Here is an 18,201-nt window from a genome sequence, read left to right on the forward strand (position 1 = left end):
TTTGAAAAATGTCTTTTCTGAAAAAGCTTTTTGGCGGCGGCGGTAGTGAGGCAACGGAGACTGGCTCCACCAAGCCGGCAAAGCAGGTCGAGCACAAGGGATTCCTGATCAGCGCGACGCCCTACAAGGCCGAAGGCCAGTACCAGACCTGCGGCGTCGTCTCGAAGGAAGTGGACGGCGTGATGAAGGAGCACCGCTTCATCCGCGCCGACCGTTTCGCCGGGCTCGACGACGCCGTCGACATCTCGATCAAGAAGGGCATCCAGCTCGTCGACGAGCAGGGCGAGCGGATGTTCGGCTGACCGGCGCCCCAGTCAGAACGCGACCTTGTCGCCGCCCTTGAGCTGCAGGATCTGGCGCGCCTCGTCGGGCGTGGCGATCGAGGCGCCGAGGCCTTCGATAATCTGGCGGACCTTGGTCACCTGCTCGGCGCTGGAGCGGGCAAGCTTGCCCTTGCCGATCCACAGCGAATCCTCCAGGCCGACCCGCACATTGCCGCCCAGCGCGATCGCCTGCGTGGCGATCGGCAATTGATGGCGGCCGGCGCCCAGGACCGACCAGTGATAGTCGTTGCCGAACAGGCGGTCGGCCGTGCGTTTCATATGGGCGACGTCTTCGGGATGCGTGCCGATGCCGCCGAGGATGCCGAACACGCTCTGGACGAAGAACGGCGCCTTGACCAGGCCGCGCTCGACGAAATGCGCCAGCGTGTAAAGGTGGCCGATGTCGTAGCACTCGATCTCGAAGCGCGTGCCGTTGTCGGCGCAGGTGCGCAATATGTGCTCGATGTCGCCAAAGGTGTTGCGGAAGATGCGGTCGCGCGAGGATTCCAGATAAGGCCGCTCCCACTCATGCTCGAAGGTCTTGAAGCGCTCCAGCATCGGGAACAGCGCGAAGTTCATCGAGCCCATGTTGAGCGACGCGACCTCGGGCGCGAACACCTTCGCCGGTCGGACGCGCTCCTCCACGCTCATCGTCGCAGCACCCCCGGTGGTGATGTTGACGACGCAGTTGGAGCGCTGCTTGATGACCTGCAGGAAAGGGGCGAACGCCTCTGTCGACTGGTCGGGGCGTCCATCGACCGGATTGCGGGCGTGAAGATGGACGATCGCGGCGCCCGCCTCGGCCGCCTCGATGGCGGCGGTGGCGATCTCCTCGGCCGTCACCGGCAGATGCGGCGACATTGACGGCGTATGGATCGAGCCTGTGACCGCGCAGGTGATGATGATCTTGTTCCGGTTCGCCACTTTTGATGCCTCGATCTCTTCGCTGTCTGACTGCGCCTATTTAACCGCGCCTTGCGTGATGCCAGAAATGAACTGCTTCGACAGCACGATATAGAGCAGGGTAATCGGCAGCGCCGCCAGTGTCAGACCGGTGAACAGCACCCCCCAGTCGGTGGTGAATTCGCCGACGAACACGGTCAGCCCTTGCGGCAGTGTCTTCAAATTGTCGGAAGTGATCAGCACCAGCGGGAAGAAAAAGTCGTTCCAGATCGGCACCGCGTTCTGGATCGCCACGATGACCAGCGCCGGCCGCGCCAGCGGCAGCATGATCGACCACATGATGCGGAGCTCGCTGGCGCCGTCCATACGGGCGGATTCCTCCAACTCGCGCGGCAAGGTGCGCAGGAAGCCGGTCATGATGAAGACAGCCGAAGGAATGCCCATGGCCACATAGACGAGCACCAGCCCGAGATAGCTGTCGACGAGATCGAGCGTGTCCAATTGGATGAACAGCGGGATGATCGCCAGCTTCAGCGGCACGGTCATGCCGCTCAGGAAGAACATCAGGACCAGCGAGCTCAGCCGGAACCGGTAGCGGGCGATCGCATAGCCGGCGAGCGTGCTGAACAAAAGGATCAGCGCGACCGAGGCCGCGGTGATGCCAACCGAATTTGCCAAATAGCGGACGAAATTGGTCTCGGTCCAAACCTTCTCCAGATTGGCGGTCGAGAAATGCGTCGGCAGCGAGAGCGGCGAGGAAAAGATCTCGGCGTTGGTCTTGAACGACGACGCCACCATGACGAACAGCGGATAGATCATGATCACGGCATTGACCGCCAGCAAGAGCTGGATGGCGCCGTTCCTGATCGTCTCGCCGCGATCCCTCATCACTGCTCGATTTCGCGACGGCGCAGGTAACGCAGGGCGATGGCGGTGACGCCGGCGACGAAGACGAACATCAGCACGGCCAGCGCGCTGCCCTGGCCGAAATCCTGGATGCCGGTGGTCGTGCTGCCGAAGGCCGTGCGGTAGAAATAGAGGCCGAGCACGTCGGTCGAGCCGCCCGGCGAACCCGTCAGGCCGGCCATCACATAAGGGATTTCGAACCAGTTGAAGCTGCCGATGAAGGTCAGGATGGTGACGATGGTGACGCTCGGCGCGATCAACGGCCAGACGATCTTCGTCATCAGCGCGTAGTCGCCGGCGCCGTCGAGGCGGGCGGCCTCCAGCACGTCCTTGCTGATGCGCTGCATGCCGGCAAGCAGCACCAGAGTGGGGAAGCCGAGCCAGTGCCAGATGTTGGCGAACAGGATGCTGCCGAGCGCAGTGTTTTCGTTGCCGAGCCACGGAATGGCGCCGACGCCGACCAGGCCAATGAGCTGGTTCACCAGCCCGAACAGGGGATGCAGGAACAGCTTCCACAGGAAGCCGACGATCACCGCCGACAGCACCACCGGCAGGAAGACGATGACCTGATGGACGCGATGGCCCGGCAGCGCCTTGAGCAGCGCGAAGGCGATCAGGAAAGCAGTGCCGTTCTCGAAGACCATCAGCGCCAGAAAGGCGACGACGTTGTGCTTCAGCGCATTGTAAGTCCAGTCGCTATATGGCTTTTCGAACAGGACCTCGCGGAAATTTTCGAAACCGATGAAGCCGGACGGACGCAGGCCGTTGAACTCATAGAAGGCGAAGCGGAAGGCCGACAGGAGCGGCCACAGCACGAACAGCACCATGACCACCAGCGCCGGCGTCAGCAGCGCGGCAATCCAGAGCGACCGGCGCCACGGAAAAGGTCTTTCGGTGTGGCGCCAGCCGTCCGTCATCTCACTTGCCCTGGAACTCACTGGCCCTGGAACGGCTTGTACCATTTGGCGAGGCCGTCGGTGATGTCGGCGGCGAGTTGGTCCGGCGTGATCGATCCGGACATCATCTTGGTGATGTCGCCCTGCAGCAGCTCCGATCCCGTCGGCTTCTCGAAGCGGAAATAGACGACATTGATATGCGGCATCGCCGTCTCGTTCAACTTGGCGACATGCGACAAGAGTTCGTCCTTGATGACGACGCCCTTGATCGGCGAGATGTTGCCGAGCAAGGCCGAGAACTTGTCGCCGAACTCCTTGGTGCCCATCCAGTTGACCAGCTTGAGCGCCGCTTCCTTGTTGGCCGACTTGGAATTGACCGCGTAGCCGCCGTCGAAGAATTTCGTGGCTTGCGGCGTGTCGCCGGCCTTGGCCATTGGCGGGGCGACGAAGTCCATGTTGATGGCGGGGTTCTGCGACCGGTAGGTGGCGATGTCGAAGCTGCCGCCGGCGAGCATCGCCGCCTTGCCGCTCAGGAACAGCTGGCCGGCCGTCTCATAGTCGATGCCTTCGAAGCCTTCGGGCATATAGGGCCGCAGTTCGAGCAGCTTGCCGAGTGCCGCGACATAGCGCGGGTCCTTGAAGGTGGTCTTGCCGCTGGTCAGGTCGCTGACGAAGTCCTGGCCGAGGAACGGGTTGGTGAAGATGGCCACGAACATCTCGTTGAACCAGCTTGTGCCCATGCCGTTAGCCAAGGGATAGATGCCCCTTTCCTTCAGCGCCTTGCTGGCGGCGATGAACTCATCCCAGGTGGTCGGCGGCGTCAGGCCGGCCTTGGCGAAGACGTCCTTGTTGATGAACAGGCCAAGCGTCTGCGAGGCGAAGGGCAGCGAATAGACCTTCTTGTCGGCGCGGTAGGTGCCGGACACCAGCGCATCCGCCGGCTGGTTGGCGAGCGAGGGCACGGTGCTCATGTCGAGCGGCTCGAAATAACCGGCCTTCACGAATTGCTCGAGCCAGCCATAGGCATGGGTGTGGATGACGTCGCCGCCCTTGCCGCCGGCCAACGCCGTCGAGACGATGGTCGGATAATTCTCGTCCGGGAAGGACTCGAACTTCACGTGGATGTCCGGATTGGCCTTGGTGAAGTCGGCGAAGAGCTCGTTGTAGGCGGCCTTGTCTTCCTGGCGCCAGGTCCAGAACGAGATGTCGGCGGCGTGCGCCAGACTTGTTGCGAATCCCCATGCGAAAGAGGCGGCCGCGAGGGCCAGGCCGATCCTTCTCCTGCTCATCTTCCCGATCTCCCATTCAGCGCTTCATGCGCTTTGACGCGATTAATCAAATCATAGTTCTTGCCGTCTGGAAAGATAGTTTGTAAAGTTTCCTAACTAATGTGATCGTGACGTCGTGCGGTCCATCGGTAGCCCGTGGGACGAGGGGAATGTTCGTGGATCAGAACCTGTTGGCGGGCGTGGACATAGGCGGCACCAAGACGCGCATCATGGGGCGGCGCGGCGACACCTTGTTGTTCGACAAGACGGTTGTCACCGACGAGTGGCGGATCCGCCAGATGGAGGCCGATGCGGCGAAACTGGCGGCCATCGTTGCGGACCTGTGCGGCGGATCATCGCCGGCTGCCATGGCCGTCGGCGCGCATGGTTGCGATACCGACGAGCAATGCCGGCGTTTCCAGGCGCTGCTGTCAGCCAATCTCAAAACCAGGGTGCAGGTGGTCAACGACGCCGAACTGATGGTGCCCGCGGCCGGCTATGATGACGGCATCGGGGTGGTGGCCGGAACCGGTTCGATCGCGGTCGCGCGCACAGCCGAGGGCAAGATGCTTGCCGCTGGCGGCTGGGGCTGGATCCTGGGTGACGAAGGCAGCGCCGCCGCACTGGTGCGGGAAGCGGCCAAGGCGATCCGCCGCGCGCTCGACCGCGGCCAGGAGGGCGATCCGCTGATCGCCGTGCTGATGCGCGAAATCGGAACCGACGACCAGACCAAGCTCGGTATATTGCTCAACGAGACGAGGGGTGCCGCGGCCTGGGGCCGCTACGCCAACGCCGTCTTCGATGCGGCAACTGCCGGCTCGCCGCTCGCTTCCCGCGTCATCAAGGAAGGCGGGGAGGGACTTGCCGCGCTCGTCCAATTGCTGATCGAACGCGGCGCCAATGCCGCGCTTGTCGTTGCCGGCGGCGGCGTCATTGCCGAGCAGCCGATGCTGATGGATGCTTTCGTCGAGGCCATGGCATCGGTGTCGCCGATAAGCCACGTGGTCCTGCTGCGCGAGCCGCCGGTGATCGGCGCGGTGGCGCTGGCTGGACGCCTTGTCGCGGGCCAAACAGCTTCCCGCAGCAGAGCATAGCAGTCATGGAGCATCGAAAATGAAGCGTATCGGCTACCGAACGGCGGTGTCCCGCCAAGCCGAAAGCCTTGAGACCGGAAGGCAGGCTGTGGCCAAGGCGCTCGACACGCTCGACCTCTCGGGTTTCACCGCGGGAGCCATCGGCTTTGCCGGTATCGGCGCCAGCTATCAGGCGGCGCTCGCCGGCGCCTTCTATCTGCGCCAGTCCGGCAGGCGGGGGATCGCTTTCGTGCCGACCGAACTCTATGGCCGGACAGATGCGTCCGCGGAAGCCTTTGTCGCTCTGTCAGCCTCCGGCCAGAGCCGTGAAATCGCCGATGTGATGCTACAGGCGAAAGCCTATCCTCGCCTTGCCATCTGCCGTGGCGGCGACAATCCGCTGGCCGGTATAACTGGCGCGGTGATCGCCATGGAATCGGGCGCCGACAATGGCGCGAGTTCGACCGGTTATACCGGCACTTTGCTCGCGCTCGGCATGCTGGTCGACAGGATCACCGGCGGCTCCTTCGACTGGGCGCAATTGCCGGGGGCAGTCGAGCGACTGCTGGCCGATGGCTGGGAAAGTGCCGGCCGGGCAGCGAGGCTGCTGGCCGGCCGTGCCTCCATCGACATCGTCGGCGCCGGTATAGGTTTTGCGAACGCGGGCGAGGCGGCGATGCTGATCCGCGAGGCAGTTCGGGTTCCTGCCTCCGGCTGGGATACGCTGAACTATCTGCACGGCCCGATGGAATCGCAGGACGCGGCCACAGGCCTTGTCGCCTTCGGCGACGGCCGCGAGGTCAAGATCGCGCAGGATGTCGCGGCCTTCGGCTGCCCCTCGGTCCTGATTACGTGCAGGATGGACATCGCTGCTGCCGACAGGCTGGCTGTCATCTCCATTCCGGCGCTGGGCAATGCGATGGCGAACGGCATCCTGGAAATCATCGCGCTGCAGATGATCGTCGGCGACATGCAGGATGCGGCCGGCCTCACCGATATCACCTTCCGCTACCGGCAGACGGACACCAAGCTGAAACCCTGGTCGCCGACTGAGCTTTGATCCCGTCGCCGCCGCTGTTCTTGCCGGGGAATTCGCGGAAACCGCTCAAACCCTTCACAATGACGGCTGTCGTGTTTGATTCGCGATATACGCTACGGCAGGTCCGGACCGAGCGCCAAGAGGGACTAGAGGCGGGATAAACGTCGCAGATGGCTCCAGCCGACATCCCCAGCTTGACGGAAAGCGCCCGCGCCGTGCTGCGCCTGCTGGCCTCGCAAGGGCCGGTGACGCGGCCGAAGCTCGGCTCGATGCTGGAACTCTCCAAGCCGACCATGTCGGCCGCCGTTTCAGAGCTCAGCGCGCTCGGCCTCGTTGCGTCGCGCGGGACGGAACGCGGCGCCGTCGGGCGGACCGCCACCGTCTATGGCATTGGCCCCGGTGCCGGCTATGTGATCGGCATCGATGTCGGCGCCGCACAAGTGCGCGCCGTCGCCTATTCGATGGATGCCCAGCCTTTGGCCACGGGGGAGGAGAGCATTGCGGACGGGGCGACCATCGATGAGATCGGCGCGGTCGTTCTGTCGGTGGCCAAATCGATCCCCGCAAAGGTTGGCAAGACTTTCCGCACCTTGCGCAGCATAGCGGTCGCGGTGCCGCGCATCGTCTCGCACAGCCGCCTCGGCAATGGCCAGGGCAATAGTCCGGACGCCGTGCTGCACACGCTTCGACGAAAGATCGATGTGCCGATCATCCTGGAGAACAACGTCAACTGCGCGGCGATCGGCGAAATGCATTTCGGCGCGGCGCAAGGTCACCAGACCTTTGCCTTCCTGCAGGTCGGCGTGCGCGTCGGCCTTGGCCTCATCAATGAAGGCCGGCTTTATCGCGGCGCAGGCGGCGCTGCCGGCGAAGTCGGCCGCATGCCTTTTCCGTGGTCGGTCAGCGAAGTGCCTTATCGCGAAGGGTTGGAGCACTATCTCGGCTCGCGGGCGCTGATCGAACGCAGCCGGCAGACCTGGCCGGCGCAAGAAGGAGCCCCGCCTAACTCGGCCAAGGAATTGTTCGCGCTGGCGCTCGCAGGGTCGCGCCCGGCCGCCGAGGCAGTGTCGCGCCATGCCGCCGATATCGGCCGGCTCGCGGCCGGCTGTATCGGCATGTTCGATCCGGGCCTGATCGTGCTTGGTGGTGGCGTCGGGCGCAATACGCTGATGACGGCGGAGGTCGAACGGGTGGCCGGCGAATTGGCATGGCCGACGCAGATTGCGGTCAGTTCGCTGGAAGATGTCGGAACCGCGCTTGGCGCCATGAAGCTGGCGCTGGATTACAGCTTGGGGCTGATCCTGCGCGAGGATCGCCATCCGGCGGTAGTGCTGCCGCCGCTGTAGGGCGGCCACCTACCAGCGAACGCAAAAAGAGGCACGCGCTGGCGGGCGCCTGCCTCTTTCATTACCGGCATCGGCAATCAGGCCGCGGCGGCGACCTGATTGGCGTTGGCGGCAGCGATCGCATCGACCTTGGCGGTGGCCTGGGCCAGCGCGGCGGTGACCGCATCGGCACCCATGCCAACGCCCTCGACGCGGATGACTTCGACGTCGGTCATGCCGAGAAAGCCGAGCACGCTGCGCAGGTAAGGCACGGCATGGTCCATCTGCACCGCGACGCCTTCAGAATAGATGCCGCCGGAAGCCAGCACGATATAGACCTTCTTGCCGCTGACGAGACCCTTCGGGCCGCCTTCGCCATAGGCAAAGCTCTTGCCCGAGCGGGCGACGTGGTCGACCCAGGACTTCAACGTGGAAGAGATGTTGAAGTTGATGAAGCCGGTTGCGAGGATCACGGTGTCGGCGGCGAAGAGCTCGTCGAGCACGGCGTCGGAAACGCCGACGACTTCGGCCTGGCGAGGCGTACGGGCTTCGGCCGGCGTATAGATGCCGGTGGCGTAGTCAGGGTCGATATGCGGCAGCGGATTGGCGACCAGATCGCGCACGACAAGCGTGCTGGCCGGATCGGCGGCAACCAGCTTCTGGGCAAGATCAGTGGCGACGCGGGTCGAGTGCGAAGCGGCGCCGCGCGGGCTGGAGGTAACGAGCAGAATAGACATGGCGGTGTCCCCTTGGGGTTGGGATTAAAACTTTCCACACCGATATGGGATTGCTGCTCCATCAGGATAACTGGTATAATGTGCATACAATCCATCAATAAAATAGATGGCCTAGCCATGCAGCCGAACCCGACATTGGATCAGCTCCAGATCCTGGTGGCAGTAGCCGACACCGGCAGCTTCTCGGCCGCGGGGCGCAAGCTCAACCGGGCGCAGTCGGTGGTGAGCTACGGCATCGCCAATCTCGAAGCGCAGCTCGGCTTGAAACTGTTCGAGCGCGAAGGCGTGCGCGAGCCGCAGCTGACCGATGTCGGCAAGGCGATGCTGGAGGACGCGCGGCGCATGATCGGCGTCCTGCAGCGCATCCGCTCGCGCGCCGATGGCTACCGGCAAGGGCTGGAAGCGGAAGTGGCAATATCGGTCGACGTGGCGCTGCCTTCACCGGCGCTGGTGCGCGTGCTCAAGGCCTTCGAGGTTCAGTTCCCGGCGGTCATGTTGCGCCTTTACATCGGCTCGCTCGGCCTGATCGTCGACCAGGTCGTCAATGGCCAATCTGATCTTGGCTTTGGCGGCCTGCAAGGCGACGCCGACGTCAATCTGCTGCGCATCGGCTTCACCTCGATGGTGCCGGCGGCGGTGCCCGACCATCCGCTGGCGAAGCTGCCCAGGCCCGTCGCCGTCGAGGATTTGCGCGAGCATATCCAGCTCGTCGTCACCGACCAGTCGGAGCGGACACGCGGGCGCGACTATGGCGTGTTTGCCTATCGGACGTGGCGGCTGACGGATGTGCGCACCAAGCATGCCTTGATGCGCGAAGGTCTCGGCTGGGGCGGCCTGCCGCGCTGGCTGATCGCCGACGACCTTGCCAGCGGCCGGTTGGTCGAACTCGATCTCGAGCCCTATCGCGAGGTACGCTCGCCGCTCTATGCCATGCACCGCGTCGACCGCAGCCCCAAGCCGGCGGCAACCTGGCTGATCGACGAGTTCAAGCGGCAGCTCGGCTGCTTCAACGAGATGGAGCCGGGCGTGTGGACGGAGGAAGGGCCGGAGACAAGCCGTCCATGAGCGCGATCAGCACCGCGCGGTAATCCGCGCCGGACGCGCCCGCCTCGATGGCCAAAGCCGCCCGATCGAAGGCCGCCGCCAGCAGGGCGGTCAGCGCCTCAAGAGGCAATCTGGTCATCGCTTGCGCGCACATCGCAGCCGCCAAACCTTCGCGCAGCGAGCGGTTGCCGTGGCGGTTGTCGATCTCGTCCATGGCGGCGCGCCCGAGCACGGCCGGCCCGTCGAGCAGCAGAAGCCGCGTGCGGCCGGGCGCGCGCATCGCCTTGAGATAGGCATCTGATCCGGCGATCAGCGCGTCACGCGCGGATAGCGAGGGCGGGGAGGCATGGTCGATCTCCGCCGCCACGGACGCGGCCTCCTGCTCGACGACCGCCGCGAACAGCGCCTGCTTGTCGGCGAAGTGATGGTAGAGCGCGCCGCGCGTCACGCCGGCTTCGGCGACGATCTCCGGCGTGCCGGTCTCGGCGTAGGATTTTTCCGTAAACAGCTTTCGCGCCGCGTGGATCAGATCGGCGCGCGTCGCCTCGGTGCGGTCGCGGTTGGAGCGGCGCCCGGACTCTTGTTGCATACATGCAGCCTGTATGTTATTTGAACTTACATACAGACTGTATGTTGGATGCGAGGAGAAGGAAAGATGAAGACGACCAGCTATTATCCGGTGCTGATGACGGGCGATGTCGCCGGGACGGCGGTCTTTTACGTCGAGCATTTCCGCTTCACCCCGCTCTTCGAGAGCGACTGGTATGTGCACCTGCAGTCGGTCGAGGACAGGCGCGTCAACCTTGGCATCGTCCAGGGCGACCATGAGACGATCCCGCAAGAGGGACGGGGGCGCGCGTCCGGCCTGCTGATCAATTTCGAGGTCCGGGATCCCGACGCCGTCTATGAGCGCGTCGTCGCCGCAGGCCTGCCGATCCTGCGCAGCTTGCGCGACGAGCCCTTCGGCCAGCGCCACTCACCAGGGACCCCAACGGCGTGCTGATCGACGTGATCAAGCCGATCCCGCCAAGCAAGGAGTTCCTGGCGCATTACGCCGAGGGCGCGGCCGGGGGCTAGGCCGCCCGACGGCTCTCAGTTCGTCCGCGCCACCGGCATCACCGTCACCTGGCTGACGCCGGTGCGGCGCACGACGGTGCAAAGCGTCTCGCGGCCGATGCGCTCGGCGTCGAGCATGCGCACGAGGTCGTCGACGCCGGTGACCGGCCGGCCGTCTATTGCCGCGATGATGTCGCCCTCCTTCAGGCCGGCATTGGCCGCCGGGCCGTTCTTCTCGACGCCGCGCAGGCGCACCGCCGTGTTCGTGGTCACTTGCGACAAGAGTGCCGCCCGGCGCGGCAGGTTGGTCGTGTCGGCGGAAACGCCGATGAAGGCGCGGCGCACACGGCCGAAGCGGATGATTTCCGAGATGACGAAATTGGCGGTGTTGGAGGCGACCGCGAAGGCGATGCCCTGCGCGCCGTGGATCATGGCGGTGTTGACGCCGATCACCTCGCCCGCCGACGACACCAGCGGTCCGCCCGAATTACCGGGATTGAGCGCGGCATCCGTCTGGATGACGTCGTCGATCAGCCGCCCGGTCGAGGCGCGCATCGAGCGGCCGAGCGCCGAGACGACGCCGGCGGTGACTGTCCATCCGAAACCGAGCGGATTGCCGATGGCGATGGCGATCTGGCCGCGGCGCAGGCGTTTGGAATCGCCGAGCGGCGCGACGTCGGCGAAACTGCCGTCGGCGCGCACCAGCGCGATGTCGGTGTCGGGATCGCGGCCGAGCACATGGCCTTCGCGCGCGGCGCCGTCCGGCATGGTGACGCGCACGGCGCGCGCGTCGCCGACGACATGGAAGTTGGTGACGACCAGTCCGTCCTGCGCGATGACGAAGCCCGAACCGTGGCCGCCGGCGCCGATGCGCTCGATGCGGCACACGGCCGGACCGATGCGGTCGACGGCATCGGCGATGGATACCGAGTAAGCGTCGAGCAAAGTGTCATCGGATGGAAGTTTTTCGGCTGCGAAAGCCATGGGCGTGTTCCCTCGTACAATGATGACTATATGTGCGGAGCGGCCGCAATTGCCGCGACCTGACCAGATGGCCAGTCGGGCCGGTGACTAGCCGTCAGGCGAGTACCCGAGGCTGCGCTACCGAGCGATATCTGGGTCACCGAACCCAGGAGATAGTCTTATGAGCGACTTCAACCTCAGTGCCTTTTCCGACGCGATTGCCGACGTCGCGGCCACCGCTGCCCCCGCGGTGGCGAGTTTCGTCACGCACCATCACCGCACCGCCAGCGCCTTCCACTGGCGCGACGGTTTCTTCGTCACCGCCGAGGAAGCGGTCGAAGCCGGCGAGGAGATCGAATTGACGCTGGCTTCCGGCGAGGCCGTCAAGGCCGAGCTTGTCGGACGCGATCCTTCGACGGGCGTTGCCCTGTTGAAGCCTGCTTCCGGTGCTGCCGGTCTCCCGCAGTTGGCCCAGGCCTCTGCCGTGCGCCCAGGCAATCTGGCGATCGCCGCGGGCAGCAGCGAGGGAGCCGCGCTTGCCGTATTCGGCACGGTCGGCGAGGTCGGTTCGGCCTGGCGCTCGATGCGCGGCGGCACGATCGACCGGCGCATCAACCTCGCCATCAACACCGGCGGGCGCTTCGAGGGCGGGCCGGTGCTCGACGCCAAGGGCGGCGTGATCGGCATGCTCTTGTTCGGACCGCGCCGGCGGGCGCTGGTGATGCCCTATGAGACGATCGAGCGCGCGGTCGCGACACTGCGCGAGAAGGGCCATGTCGCGCGCGGCTATCTCGGCGCCGGGCTGCATCCGATCCGCAATGGCGACACCAAAGGCGCCATGGTGATGAGCCTCGACGATAAAGGCCCGGCCAAGGCCGCCGGCCTGCATGTCGGCGACATCGTCATCGCCTGGAACGGCGAGGCCGTGCATGGACCGCGCGAGCTGATCCGCAAGCTCGGACCGGACAGCGCGGGCACCACCGTCACTCTAGGCGTTTCGAGCGGCGGCGCCGAGCGCGACGTGTCGATCACCATCGGCGAGAAACCGCTGAGCTGAGAGGATCGATGGCCAGCAGCGCGGCACAAATGATTGCGAGACCGGAGCCGGCAATTCACCGGCTGACGGTGCTTGTCGCGCTTGCCGATGCCCAGCGGGCCGAGCAGCTTGCCGATGCGCTGGCCGCGAGCGACGATCTGGCGCCGGCATTGGCTGGAAGTGGCGTCGGCCAAATGGCGGATGTCGCCGTCGCCGATGAGGCCGGCCTGGAAAGCCGGGTCGTCAGTTCGGCGACGCCCATCGTCCTGCTTTCGCGGCGTGCGGGCGGCGAGCGGGGGGCGGCGGACAATGTGCTGGCCGTGCTGCCTGTCTCCGCGAATGGCCTGCTGATCGCCGCCGCTGCGCGATTGGCGGCGTCAGGCTACCGCGTCGGCAAGGCGCCGCCGTCGGAGGTCGCGCATGGCGATTTCCACGATGACGAGCTTGCCGGGGAAGAGACGCCTGACGACAACCAGCCTCGCCCGGCCTTGTCGCCGCGCGAGGCTGAAGTGCTGGCGCTGCTGGCCGAAGGCGCGCCGAACAAGATCATCGCCCGGCGGCTCAACATTTCCGTCCACACGGCGAAGTTCCACGTCGCCGCCATCCTGATCAAGCTCGGCGCCGCCAACCGGACAGACGCGATTGCCATCGCCATGCGGCAGGGGCTGGTGCTGGTCTAGGGTCACTTGAGATTCAGGTGAGGCCAGCCTGCGAATGGCGGCTTCCTGCGCTTCCGGTGCTCACGTACTTCAAGTACGCTCCGCTCCGGTTCTCGGAACCCACCATTCTCGACTCGGCCTGACCTGAATCTCAAGTGATCCTCTCCGCGCCACGGTGGTTTCCTACGCTACGCAGCGTAACCGCTTCGCCTCCTTTCGGCTCTTGCGCCGTGCCCATCAGCCGCGCAAGTTGCCTTCCGAATTGATGAGGGAGGCGAAGGATGTCGCTCAACGGAAAGACGCTGTTCATCTCGGGCGGATCGCGCGGCATCGGGCTGGCGATCGCGCTGCGCGCGGCGCGCGACGGCGCCAATGTGACGATCGCGGCCAAAACCGCCGAGCCGCATCCGAAACTGCCGGGCACGATCTATAGCGCGGCGCAAGAAATCGAACAGGCCGGCGGCAAGGCGCTGCCGGTGCTTTGCGACATTCGCGACGAAGCGCAGGTCGCCGAGGCGGTGGCCAGGACCGTGGAGCGGTTCGGCGGCATCGACATCTGCGTCAACAATGCCAGCGCCATCCAGCTTACCGGCACACTGGAGACCGACATGAAGCGCTACGATCTGATGCACCAGATCAATACGCGCGGCACCTTCCTGGTCTCCAAAATGTGCATTCCCCATCTTAAGTTGGCAGAGAATCCCCACATCCTGAATCTGGCGCCGCCGCTCGACATGAAGGCCAAGTGGTTCAAGAACCACGTCGCCTACACGATGGCCAAGTTCGGCATGTCGATGTGCACGCTTGGCATGAGCGCGGAGTTCGCCGGAGCCGGCATCGCCGTCAATTCGCTGTGGCCGATCTCGACCATCGATACGGCCGCCGTGCGCAATCTGCTTGGCGGCGCGACGGTAGCGGCGATGAGCCGCTCGCCCGACATCATGGCCGATGCGGCGCATGCGATCTTCCTGCGCCCGTCGCGCGAGGCGACCGGCAATTTCTACATCGACGAAGAGGTTCTGCGCGCTGAAGGCGTCACGGACTTTTCGATCTACGCACCGGGCGCGGCCGATCAGCTCGCGGGCGACTTTTTTGTCCCCGACGAGGTGTTTGCGAACTCGCAGACGAAAGTCAGAAGGATCTACTGACGGAGCGCTCGCCTCGATCCATCGCGGCCTTCTTGCCCTTGGCCAACGCCATGACTCGGTCGATATAGGCCAGCATCAGCGCCGAAACGACGAAGGCGAGATGGATGATGGTCAGCCACATCAGCTGGTCGGTCGTGTAGGATACGGAATTCAGGAACACCTGCAAAAGGTGGATGGAGGAGATGGCGACGATGGTCGAGGCGACCTTGACCTTCAGCGAGCCGACATCGATCGTGCCCAGCCAATGGACCTCGCCGTCCTGCTCGTCAAAGCGGCTGACAAAGTTCTCGTAACCCGAGATGATCACCATCACCACCAGCGAGGCGACAAGCGCGGCGTCGATCAAGCCCAACATCTTCAGGATCGTGTCGGTGTCGCCGAGCGTGAAGGCGCTCATCACGAACTCATAAAGCTTCTTGCCGAAAGAAAGCGCGTAGATCGCCAGCGCCACGCCGAGCCCCAGATAGAAGACCACCAGCAGCCAGCGCGAGGCCAGGATGACGGATTCGATGGCGAGTTCGAGACGCTTCATGAAGGCTTCCGTTCAAATTGCGATAGAGGGTATTTCGGCCAGACAGGGCCGGTTTTCAAGACAAAAAACCCCGCCGGGGAGGGGACCCGACGGGGCTCAGTGTGTCCCGCTGGAGTCGGGACAGGGCAGGGAACGCCCTACACAGAATCTGGGTGTCGCAATGCGGCGATTCAATGAGCAGTCGCTAATCGGCAGGACAAATCTTCTTGAGCCGGCAAGAAAAAGGCCCGTCCGGACAGGACGGGCCTTCATCTTGCGCGCTGATTCCGAAAATCCGGACAGGATCTTGAAATCACACGCTCATTGCTGGTCGCTGTTGCTCGCCACCGGCGCCACCAGCGAGGTGATGCGGCGGATGGCGACACGCCGGTTCTCGCGGTTCGGTCCGGGCGTGTTCACCTTGAGATACTCCTCGCCATAACCCTGCGTGGTGAGGTTCTCGGCCGGGATGCCGAAGGCGTTGGTGAGCGCCTCGGCGACCGCCTCGGCGCGACGGTCCGACAGAGCGAGGTTCGCATCCGGCGTGCCGACGGCGTCGGTGTGGCCTTCGATCAAGAAGGTCTCGGCCGGGTTCTTCTGCAGCAGTTTTTCGATAGCGTTGGCGACGCCATCGAGCTTCTGCACCTCGGTGTCGGAAATGGTGGCCGAGCCGAAGTCGAAGTTCAGCGTGTCGAGATCGATACGCCGTGCAATGTCGCGCACGCGGGCCGAGCGCTTGACCTCGTCGATCGAGTAGAGACGCTGCACCTTTTCCACCGGCGGCTGCTCGAGGAAAGTGTAGTAGTCGTCGTCGCTCTCTACATCCTCGGAATCGAGGATGTAGTCCCGCCGCGGTATGGTGAGCCGCATCGGCGGCAGGTCGTCGCCGGGATCGCGCCAGTCGCCGTCATCCTGGTACTGCCGCTCATCGACATAGCTCAGCACATATTCACGGCCATCCGGCATGACCCGCGATCGCTGGATGACATCGCCATAACGGTTGCGGATGGTGACGACGCGGACGCCGTTGCCGCGTTCGACCGTCTCGCGGGTGCGCCCGCCCGACAGGTCCTCGTAGTAGACGTCCTTGGCGCCGCGGGTGATGCGGGGCGCCTCGTTGCTTTCCACGAATGTCTGGTTGTTGAACTGGAGGATGACGCGGTCGCCGAACTGCTTCACGACGTCGGTGCCCTTTGGCCGCCGGCGGTCGCGGGCAAAGTCTTCGGGCGTGCGGTCGATCCGCTTGCCCTTCTCCTCATCCACAGGGACGAGCTTCTCTGGCCTGATCGCCTGCTGCGCCGACTTGTCGTCGGTGGGCGGCGGGCCTTGATCGACCGGAGCCGGCTGCTGCGCCTGCTCGCCACCCTGCCGCTGTCCGGCCTGATTGGTCTTCTGGCCATTGCCGGCCTGACCGTTGTCGTTCTGGGCACCACCGTTCTGGCCGGTATCGTTGCGACCCCGGTGCTTGCGCACGGCATCTTTCTGGCTGTCCAGGACAGGTGCCTCGTTCGGATTGGCGGTTTCGCCCTGCGCGGCGTTGCCGCCATTGGCAGGCTGGTTGTTGTTCGCCGGCTGTTCGCCGGTCCCGGGTTGCTGCTCGCCGGTGGCGGGCTGTCGGCCAGTCTTTGTCTGCTCGCCGTTGGCAGGTTGCTCACCGGTAGCGGGCTGTTCACCGTTTGCCGGCTGTTCGGCAGCCGGTTTCTTGCCGCGCTTCTTCTTGTCCTGGGTCTGTTCGCCCTGGACCGGCTGCTCGCCGTTTTGCAGTGGCTCGGCCTGTGGCACGGGTTCGCCCGCCGGAGCGGCCTCGTTCTGCTGGTTCTGCCGGTGCTTCTTGCGCCCCTGGTTGCCGCCTTGCTGGTTGTCGTTGGCGGGAGCGGTCTGTTCGGTCGGCGCCACCTGCTCGCCGGTCTGACCGGCCGGCTCGCTCTGCTGCTGATCGTGCTTGCGCTTCTTGCGACCCTGGTTGCCTTGCTGCTGGTCGTTCTGCTGCTGGTTACCGGCGGCAGGTGCGACCTGTTGCGCGGGCTGCTGGTCGGCCGGCGCTGCTTCGATCTGCTGCTGATTGCGCTTCTTCTTGCGCGGCTGCTGCTCGTCGGTCGCGGGCTGGCCGCCCTGGTCGGCGGGCGCCGCCTCGATCTGCTGCTGTTGATCGCGCTTCTTGCGCGGCTTGATCGGCTGCTCGTCGGTCGCGGGCTGGCCGCCCTGGTCGGCGGGCGCCGCTTCGATCTGCTGCTGTTGGTCGCGCTTCTTGCGCGGCTTGAATTGCTGCTCGGCCGGGGCAGCCTCCCCGGACTGGCCATTGTCCGTCTGCTGCTGCTCATGCCGTTTCTTGCGCGGCTGTTGCTCGGACTCGGCGGGTGCGGCTTGTTCAGCCGGCGCCGATTCGCTTTGCTGTTGCTGTTCGCGCTTCCTTTTCCGCGGCTGTTCCCCCTGCTGGCCGCCACCGGCCTGGGCGCATTCCTCGGCCGACTGGCCTTCGGCGCAGGCGGCCTGCGCGAGAATGAGTGGCGCGCCGTGCAGGCTGCCAGAAGCGACACCCCCCTGCAGCGGGTACGCGCCCAACGGCGCGGATGCCATAAGCAGGCCGATTGCCGTGCCCGCCAGAATCCGTGGTTGGCGTTTCATATCAATTTTCTCCTACTGGGGTCCCATCCCTGCCCAAACTTTCATCATCCGCAATTGGTTCCGTCAGGCATTGGCACCAGCCAAGGACGCCCAACCGGCCTTTTAAAGGCAATTTCATGTTTTTCTAATGTTGATACGGGGTCAGCGTCACAGCAGCGCTTGACCGGAAGGCCGCGGAGGGCCAAATCCACCAAAATGACCGCGCCGTTCTGGAAAACCAAGACGCTTGAAGCGATGACCCCGGCCGAATGGGAATCGCTTTGCGACGGCTGCGGCAAATGCTGCCTGTCGAAGCTCGAGGACGAGGATACCGGCGAGATATTCTGGACAAGCGTCGGCTGCAGGCTGTTCGACGCGCAGAACTGCCGTTGCTCCGACTATGCCAACCGCCTGGCGCGGGTGCCCGACTGCGTCGGCCTGACGCCGCAGAATGTGCGCACCATCACCTGGCTGCCAAAAACTTGCGCCTACCGGCTTATCGCCGAGGGCCATGATCTCTACTGGTGGCACAGGCTTGTTTCGGGAAGCGCCGCGACCGTGCACGATGCCGGGATTTCAATCCAGGGCCGTGTGAAGGCCAAGGAAACCGATCTGGCCGAGCCAGACGACTACTTCGATTATATACTGGATGACGAACCGTAACCGGTTCGCAACGCATATTGATGACGAACGCTGAAGGGTCCGCGTTT

18 protein-coding genes and 1 pseudogene are annotated in these 18,201 nt (G+C 64.6%); 10 read left to right on the top strand and 9 right to left on the bottom strand.

Features of this window, described 5'->3' with window-relative positions; all coding sequences use genetic code 11:
• Positions 1-8: 8 nt before the first annotated feature.
• Positions 9-302 (top strand): HlyU family transcriptional regulator, encoded by a 294-nt coding sequence (locus tag FJ424_RS15870; protein ID WP_140653798.1) that lies wholly within the window; start codon positions 9-11, stop codon positions 300-302.
• Positions 303-314: 12 nt separating this feature from the next.
• Here FJ424_RS15870 and FJ424_RS15875 read toward each other — a convergent pair whose 3' ends face one another.
• The 4 genes from FJ424_RS15875 to FJ424_RS15890 are packed head-to-tail and all read right to left on the bottom strand — an operon-like array spanning position 315 to position 4,317.
• Positions 315-1,247, bottom strand: coding sequence for a 3-keto-5-aminohexanoate cleavage protein (locus FJ424_RS15875; protein ID WP_140653800.1), 933 nt, complete (start codon positions 1,245-1,247; stop codon positions 315-317).
• 36 nt (positions 1,248-1,283) lie between these two features.
• A complete protein-coding gene (locus FJ424_RS15880; protein WP_140653802.1) occupies positions 1,284-2,114 on the bottom strand; it encodes a carbohydrate ABC transporter permease in 831 nt (276 codons plus the stop codon).
• Positions 2,114-3,049, bottom strand: a complete 936-nt coding sequence (locus tag FJ424_RS15885; protein WP_140653804.1) for a sugar ABC transporter permease — start codon at positions 3,047-3,049, stop codon at positions 2,114-2,116. The genes FJ424_RS15880 and FJ424_RS15885 overlap by 1 nt, the downstream gene beginning before the upstream one ends.
• Positions 3,050-3,066: 17 nt before the next feature.
• Positions 3,067-4,317: an extracellular solute-binding protein gene (locus tag FJ424_RS15890; RefSeq protein WP_140653805.1), complete on the bottom strand. Its 1,251-nt coding sequence runs from the start codon at positions 4,315-4,317 to the stop codon at positions 3,067-3,069.
• 149 nt (positions 4,318-4,466) lie between these two features.
• Between FJ424_RS15890 and FJ424_RS15895 the strand changes: the two genes are divergently transcribed.
• The 3 genes from FJ424_RS15895 to FJ424_RS15905 all read left to right on the top strand — a co-directional run bounded on the left by FJ424_RS15895 (position 4,467) and on the right by FJ424_RS15905 (position 7,754).
• Entirely contained in the window at positions 4,467-5,390 is a 924-nt protein-coding gene (locus FJ424_RS15895; RefSeq protein WP_140653807.1) for a BadF/BadG/BcrA/BcrD ATPase family protein, read from the top strand.
• Positions 5,391-5,409: 19 nt separating this feature from the next.
• Positions 5,410-6,429 (top strand): sugar isomerase, encoded by a 1,020-nt coding sequence (locus FJ424_RS15900; protein WP_140653809.1) that lies wholly within the window; start codon positions 5,410-5,412, stop codon positions 6,427-6,429.
• Positions 6,430-6,578: 149 nt separating this feature from the next.
• A complete protein-coding gene (locus FJ424_RS15905; RefSeq protein ID WP_140640648.1) occupies positions 6,579-7,754 on the top strand; it encodes an ROK family transcriptional regulator in 1,176 nt (391 codons plus the stop codon).
• 77 nt (positions 7,755-7,831) lie between these two features.
• Here FJ424_RS15905 and FJ424_RS15910 read toward each other — a convergent pair whose 3' ends face one another.
• Positions 7,832-8,470, bottom strand: coding sequence for an FMN-dependent NADH-azoreductase (locus FJ424_RS15910; protein WP_140653811.1), 639 nt, complete (start codon positions 8,468-8,470; stop codon positions 7,832-7,834).
• 117 nt (positions 8,471-8,587) lie between these two features.
• Between FJ424_RS15910 and FJ424_RS15915 the strand changes: the two genes are divergently transcribed.
• Positions 8,588-9,535, top strand: coding sequence for a LysR family transcriptional regulator (locus FJ424_RS15915; RefSeq protein ID WP_140653813.1), 948 nt, complete (start codon positions 8,588-8,590; stop codon positions 9,533-9,535).
• Here FJ424_RS15915 and FJ424_RS15920 read toward each other — a convergent pair.
• Positions 9,477-10,103, bottom strand: a complete 627-nt coding sequence (locus FJ424_RS15920; protein WP_140653814.1) for a TetR/AcrR family transcriptional regulator — start codon at positions 10,101-10,103, stop codon at positions 9,477-9,479. The two genes, FJ424_RS15915 and FJ424_RS15920, sit on opposite strands and share 59 nt — an antisense overlap.
• Positions 10,104-10,169: 66 nt before the next feature.
• On the opposite strand from FJ424_RS15920, the pseudogene FJ424_RS15925 reads away from it, so the two are divergent.
• Positions 10,170-10,591: pseudogene (locus tag FJ424_RS15925) on the top strand (VOC family protein).
• 15 nt (positions 10,592-10,606) lie between these two features.
• Here FJ424_RS15925 and FJ424_RS15930 read toward each other — a convergent pair.
• A complete protein-coding gene (locus FJ424_RS15930; RefSeq protein ID WP_140653816.1) occupies positions 10,607-11,554 on the bottom strand; it encodes a trypsin-like peptidase domain-containing protein in 948 nt (315 codons plus the stop codon).
• A gap of 160 nt (positions 11,555-11,714) precedes the next feature.
• Here FJ424_RS15930 and FJ424_RS15935 point away from each other — a divergent pair, with 160 nt between their 5' ends.
• The 3 genes from FJ424_RS15935 (at position 11,715) to FJ424_RS15945 (ending at position 14,376) form a co-directional block, all read left to right on the top strand.
• The gene (locus tag FJ424_RS15935) at positions 11,715-12,590 is read left to right on the top strand and encodes a S1C family serine protease (protein ID WP_140653818.1); all 876 of its coding nucleotides are present in this window, start codon (positions 11,715-11,717) and stop codon (positions 12,588-12,590) included.
• A gap of 29 nt (positions 12,591-12,619) precedes the next feature.
• The gene (locus FJ424_RS15940; protein WP_140653820.1) at positions 12,620-13,249 is read left to right on the top strand and encodes a helix-turn-helix transcriptional regulator; all 630 of its coding nucleotides are present in this window, start codon (positions 12,620-12,622) and stop codon (positions 13,247-13,249) included.
• 260 nt (positions 13,250-13,509) lie between these two features.
• Entirely contained in the window at positions 13,510-14,376 is an 867-nt protein-coding gene (locus tag FJ424_RS15945) for an NAD(P)-dependent oxidoreductase (RefSeq protein ID WP_140653822.1), read from the top strand.
• Here FJ424_RS15945 and FJ424_RS15950 read toward each other — a convergent pair.
• Positions 14,360-14,908, bottom strand: coding sequence for a TIGR00645 family protein (locus FJ424_RS15950; RefSeq protein WP_140653824.1), 549 nt, complete (start codon positions 14,906-14,908; stop codon positions 14,360-14,362). The genes FJ424_RS15945 and FJ424_RS15950 overlap by 17 nt on opposite strands.
• A 300-nt stretch (positions 14,909-15,208) precedes the next feature.
• A complete protein-coding gene (locus tag FJ424_RS34020) occupies positions 15,209-16,150 on the bottom strand; it encodes an OmpA family protein (RefSeq protein ID WP_246677262.1) in 942 nt (313 codons plus the stop codon).
• Between the two features lie 1,557 nt (positions 16,151-17,707).
• Here FJ424_RS34020 and FJ424_RS15960 point away from each other — a divergent pair.
• The gene (locus FJ424_RS15960; RefSeq protein WP_140640628.1) at positions 17,708-18,154 is read left to right on the top strand and encodes a YcgN family cysteine cluster protein; all 447 of its coding nucleotides are present in this window, start codon (positions 17,708-17,710) and stop codon (positions 18,152-18,154) included.
• The last annotated feature ends 47 nt before the right edge of the window (positions 18,155-18,201 follow it).

Origin of the sequence: Mesorhizobium sp. B3-1-8, from assembly GCF_006439495.1 — a bacterium.
In the GTDB taxonomy this organism is placed as follows: Bacteria; Pseudomonadota; Alphaproteobacteria; order Rhizobiales; family Rhizobiaceae; genus Mesorhizobium.

Coding starts and splice junctions, on each gene's coding strand:
- FJ424_RS15900 (WP_140653809.1), top strand. CDS start 5,410: ATGAAGCGTATCGGCTACCGAACGGCGGTGTCCCGCCAAGCCGAAAGC.
- FJ424_RS15930 (WP_140653816.1), bottom strand. CDS start 11,554: ATGGCTTTCGCAGCCGAAAAACTTCCATCCGATGACACTTTGCTCGAC.
- FJ424_RS15920 (WP_140653814.1), bottom strand. CDS start 10,103: ATGCAACAAGAGTCCGGGCGCCGCTCCAACCGCGACCGCACCGAGGCG.
- FJ424_RS15935 (WP_140653818.1), top strand. CDS start 11,715: ATGAGCGACTTCAACCTCAGTGCCTTTTCCGACGCGATTGCCGACGTC.
- FJ424_RS15915 (WP_140653813.1), top strand. CDS start 8,588: ATGCAGCCGAACCCGACATTGGATCAGCTCCAGATCCTGGTGGCAGTA.
- FJ424_RS15890 (WP_140653805.1), bottom strand. CDS start 4,317: ATGAGCAGGAGAAGGATCGGCCTGGCCCTCGCGGCCGCCTCTTTCGCA.
- FJ424_RS15950 (WP_140653824.1), bottom strand. CDS start 14,908: ATGAAGCGTCTCGAACTCGCCATCGAATCCGTCATCCTGGCCTCGCGC.
- FJ424_RS15960 (WP_140640628.1), top strand. CDS start 17,708: ATGACCGCGCCGTTCTGGAAAACCAAGACGCTTGAAGCGATGACCCCG.
- FJ424_RS15905 (WP_140640648.1), top strand. CDS start 6,579: ATGGCTCCAGCCGACATCCCCAGCTTGACGGAAAGCGCCCGCGCCGTG.
- FJ424_RS15945 (WP_140653822.1), top strand. CDS start 13,510: ATGTCGCTCAACGGAAAGACGCTGTTCATCTCGGGCGGATCGCGCGGC.
- FJ424_RS15940 (WP_140653820.1), top strand. CDS start 12,620: ATGATTGCGAGACCGGAGCCGGCAATTCACCGGCTGACGGTGCTTGTC.
- FJ424_RS15895 (WP_140653807.1), top strand. CDS start 4,467: ATGTTCGTGGATCAGAACCTGTTGGCGGGCGTGGACATAGGCGGCACC.
- FJ424_RS15870 (WP_140653798.1), top strand. CDS start 9: ATGTCTTTTCTGAAAAAGCTTTTTGGCGGCGGCGGTAGTGAGGCAACG.
- FJ424_RS15885 (WP_140653804.1), bottom strand. CDS start 3,049: ATGACGGACGGCTGGCGCCACACCGAAAGACCTTTTCCGTGGCGCCGG.
- FJ424_RS15910 (WP_140653811.1), bottom strand. CDS start 8,470: ATGTCTATTCTGCTCGTTACCTCCAGCCCGCGCGGCGCCGCTTCGCAC.
- FJ424_RS15880 (WP_140653802.1), bottom strand. CDS start 2,114: ATGAGGGATCGCGGCGAGACGATCAGGAACGGCGCCATCCAGCTCTTG.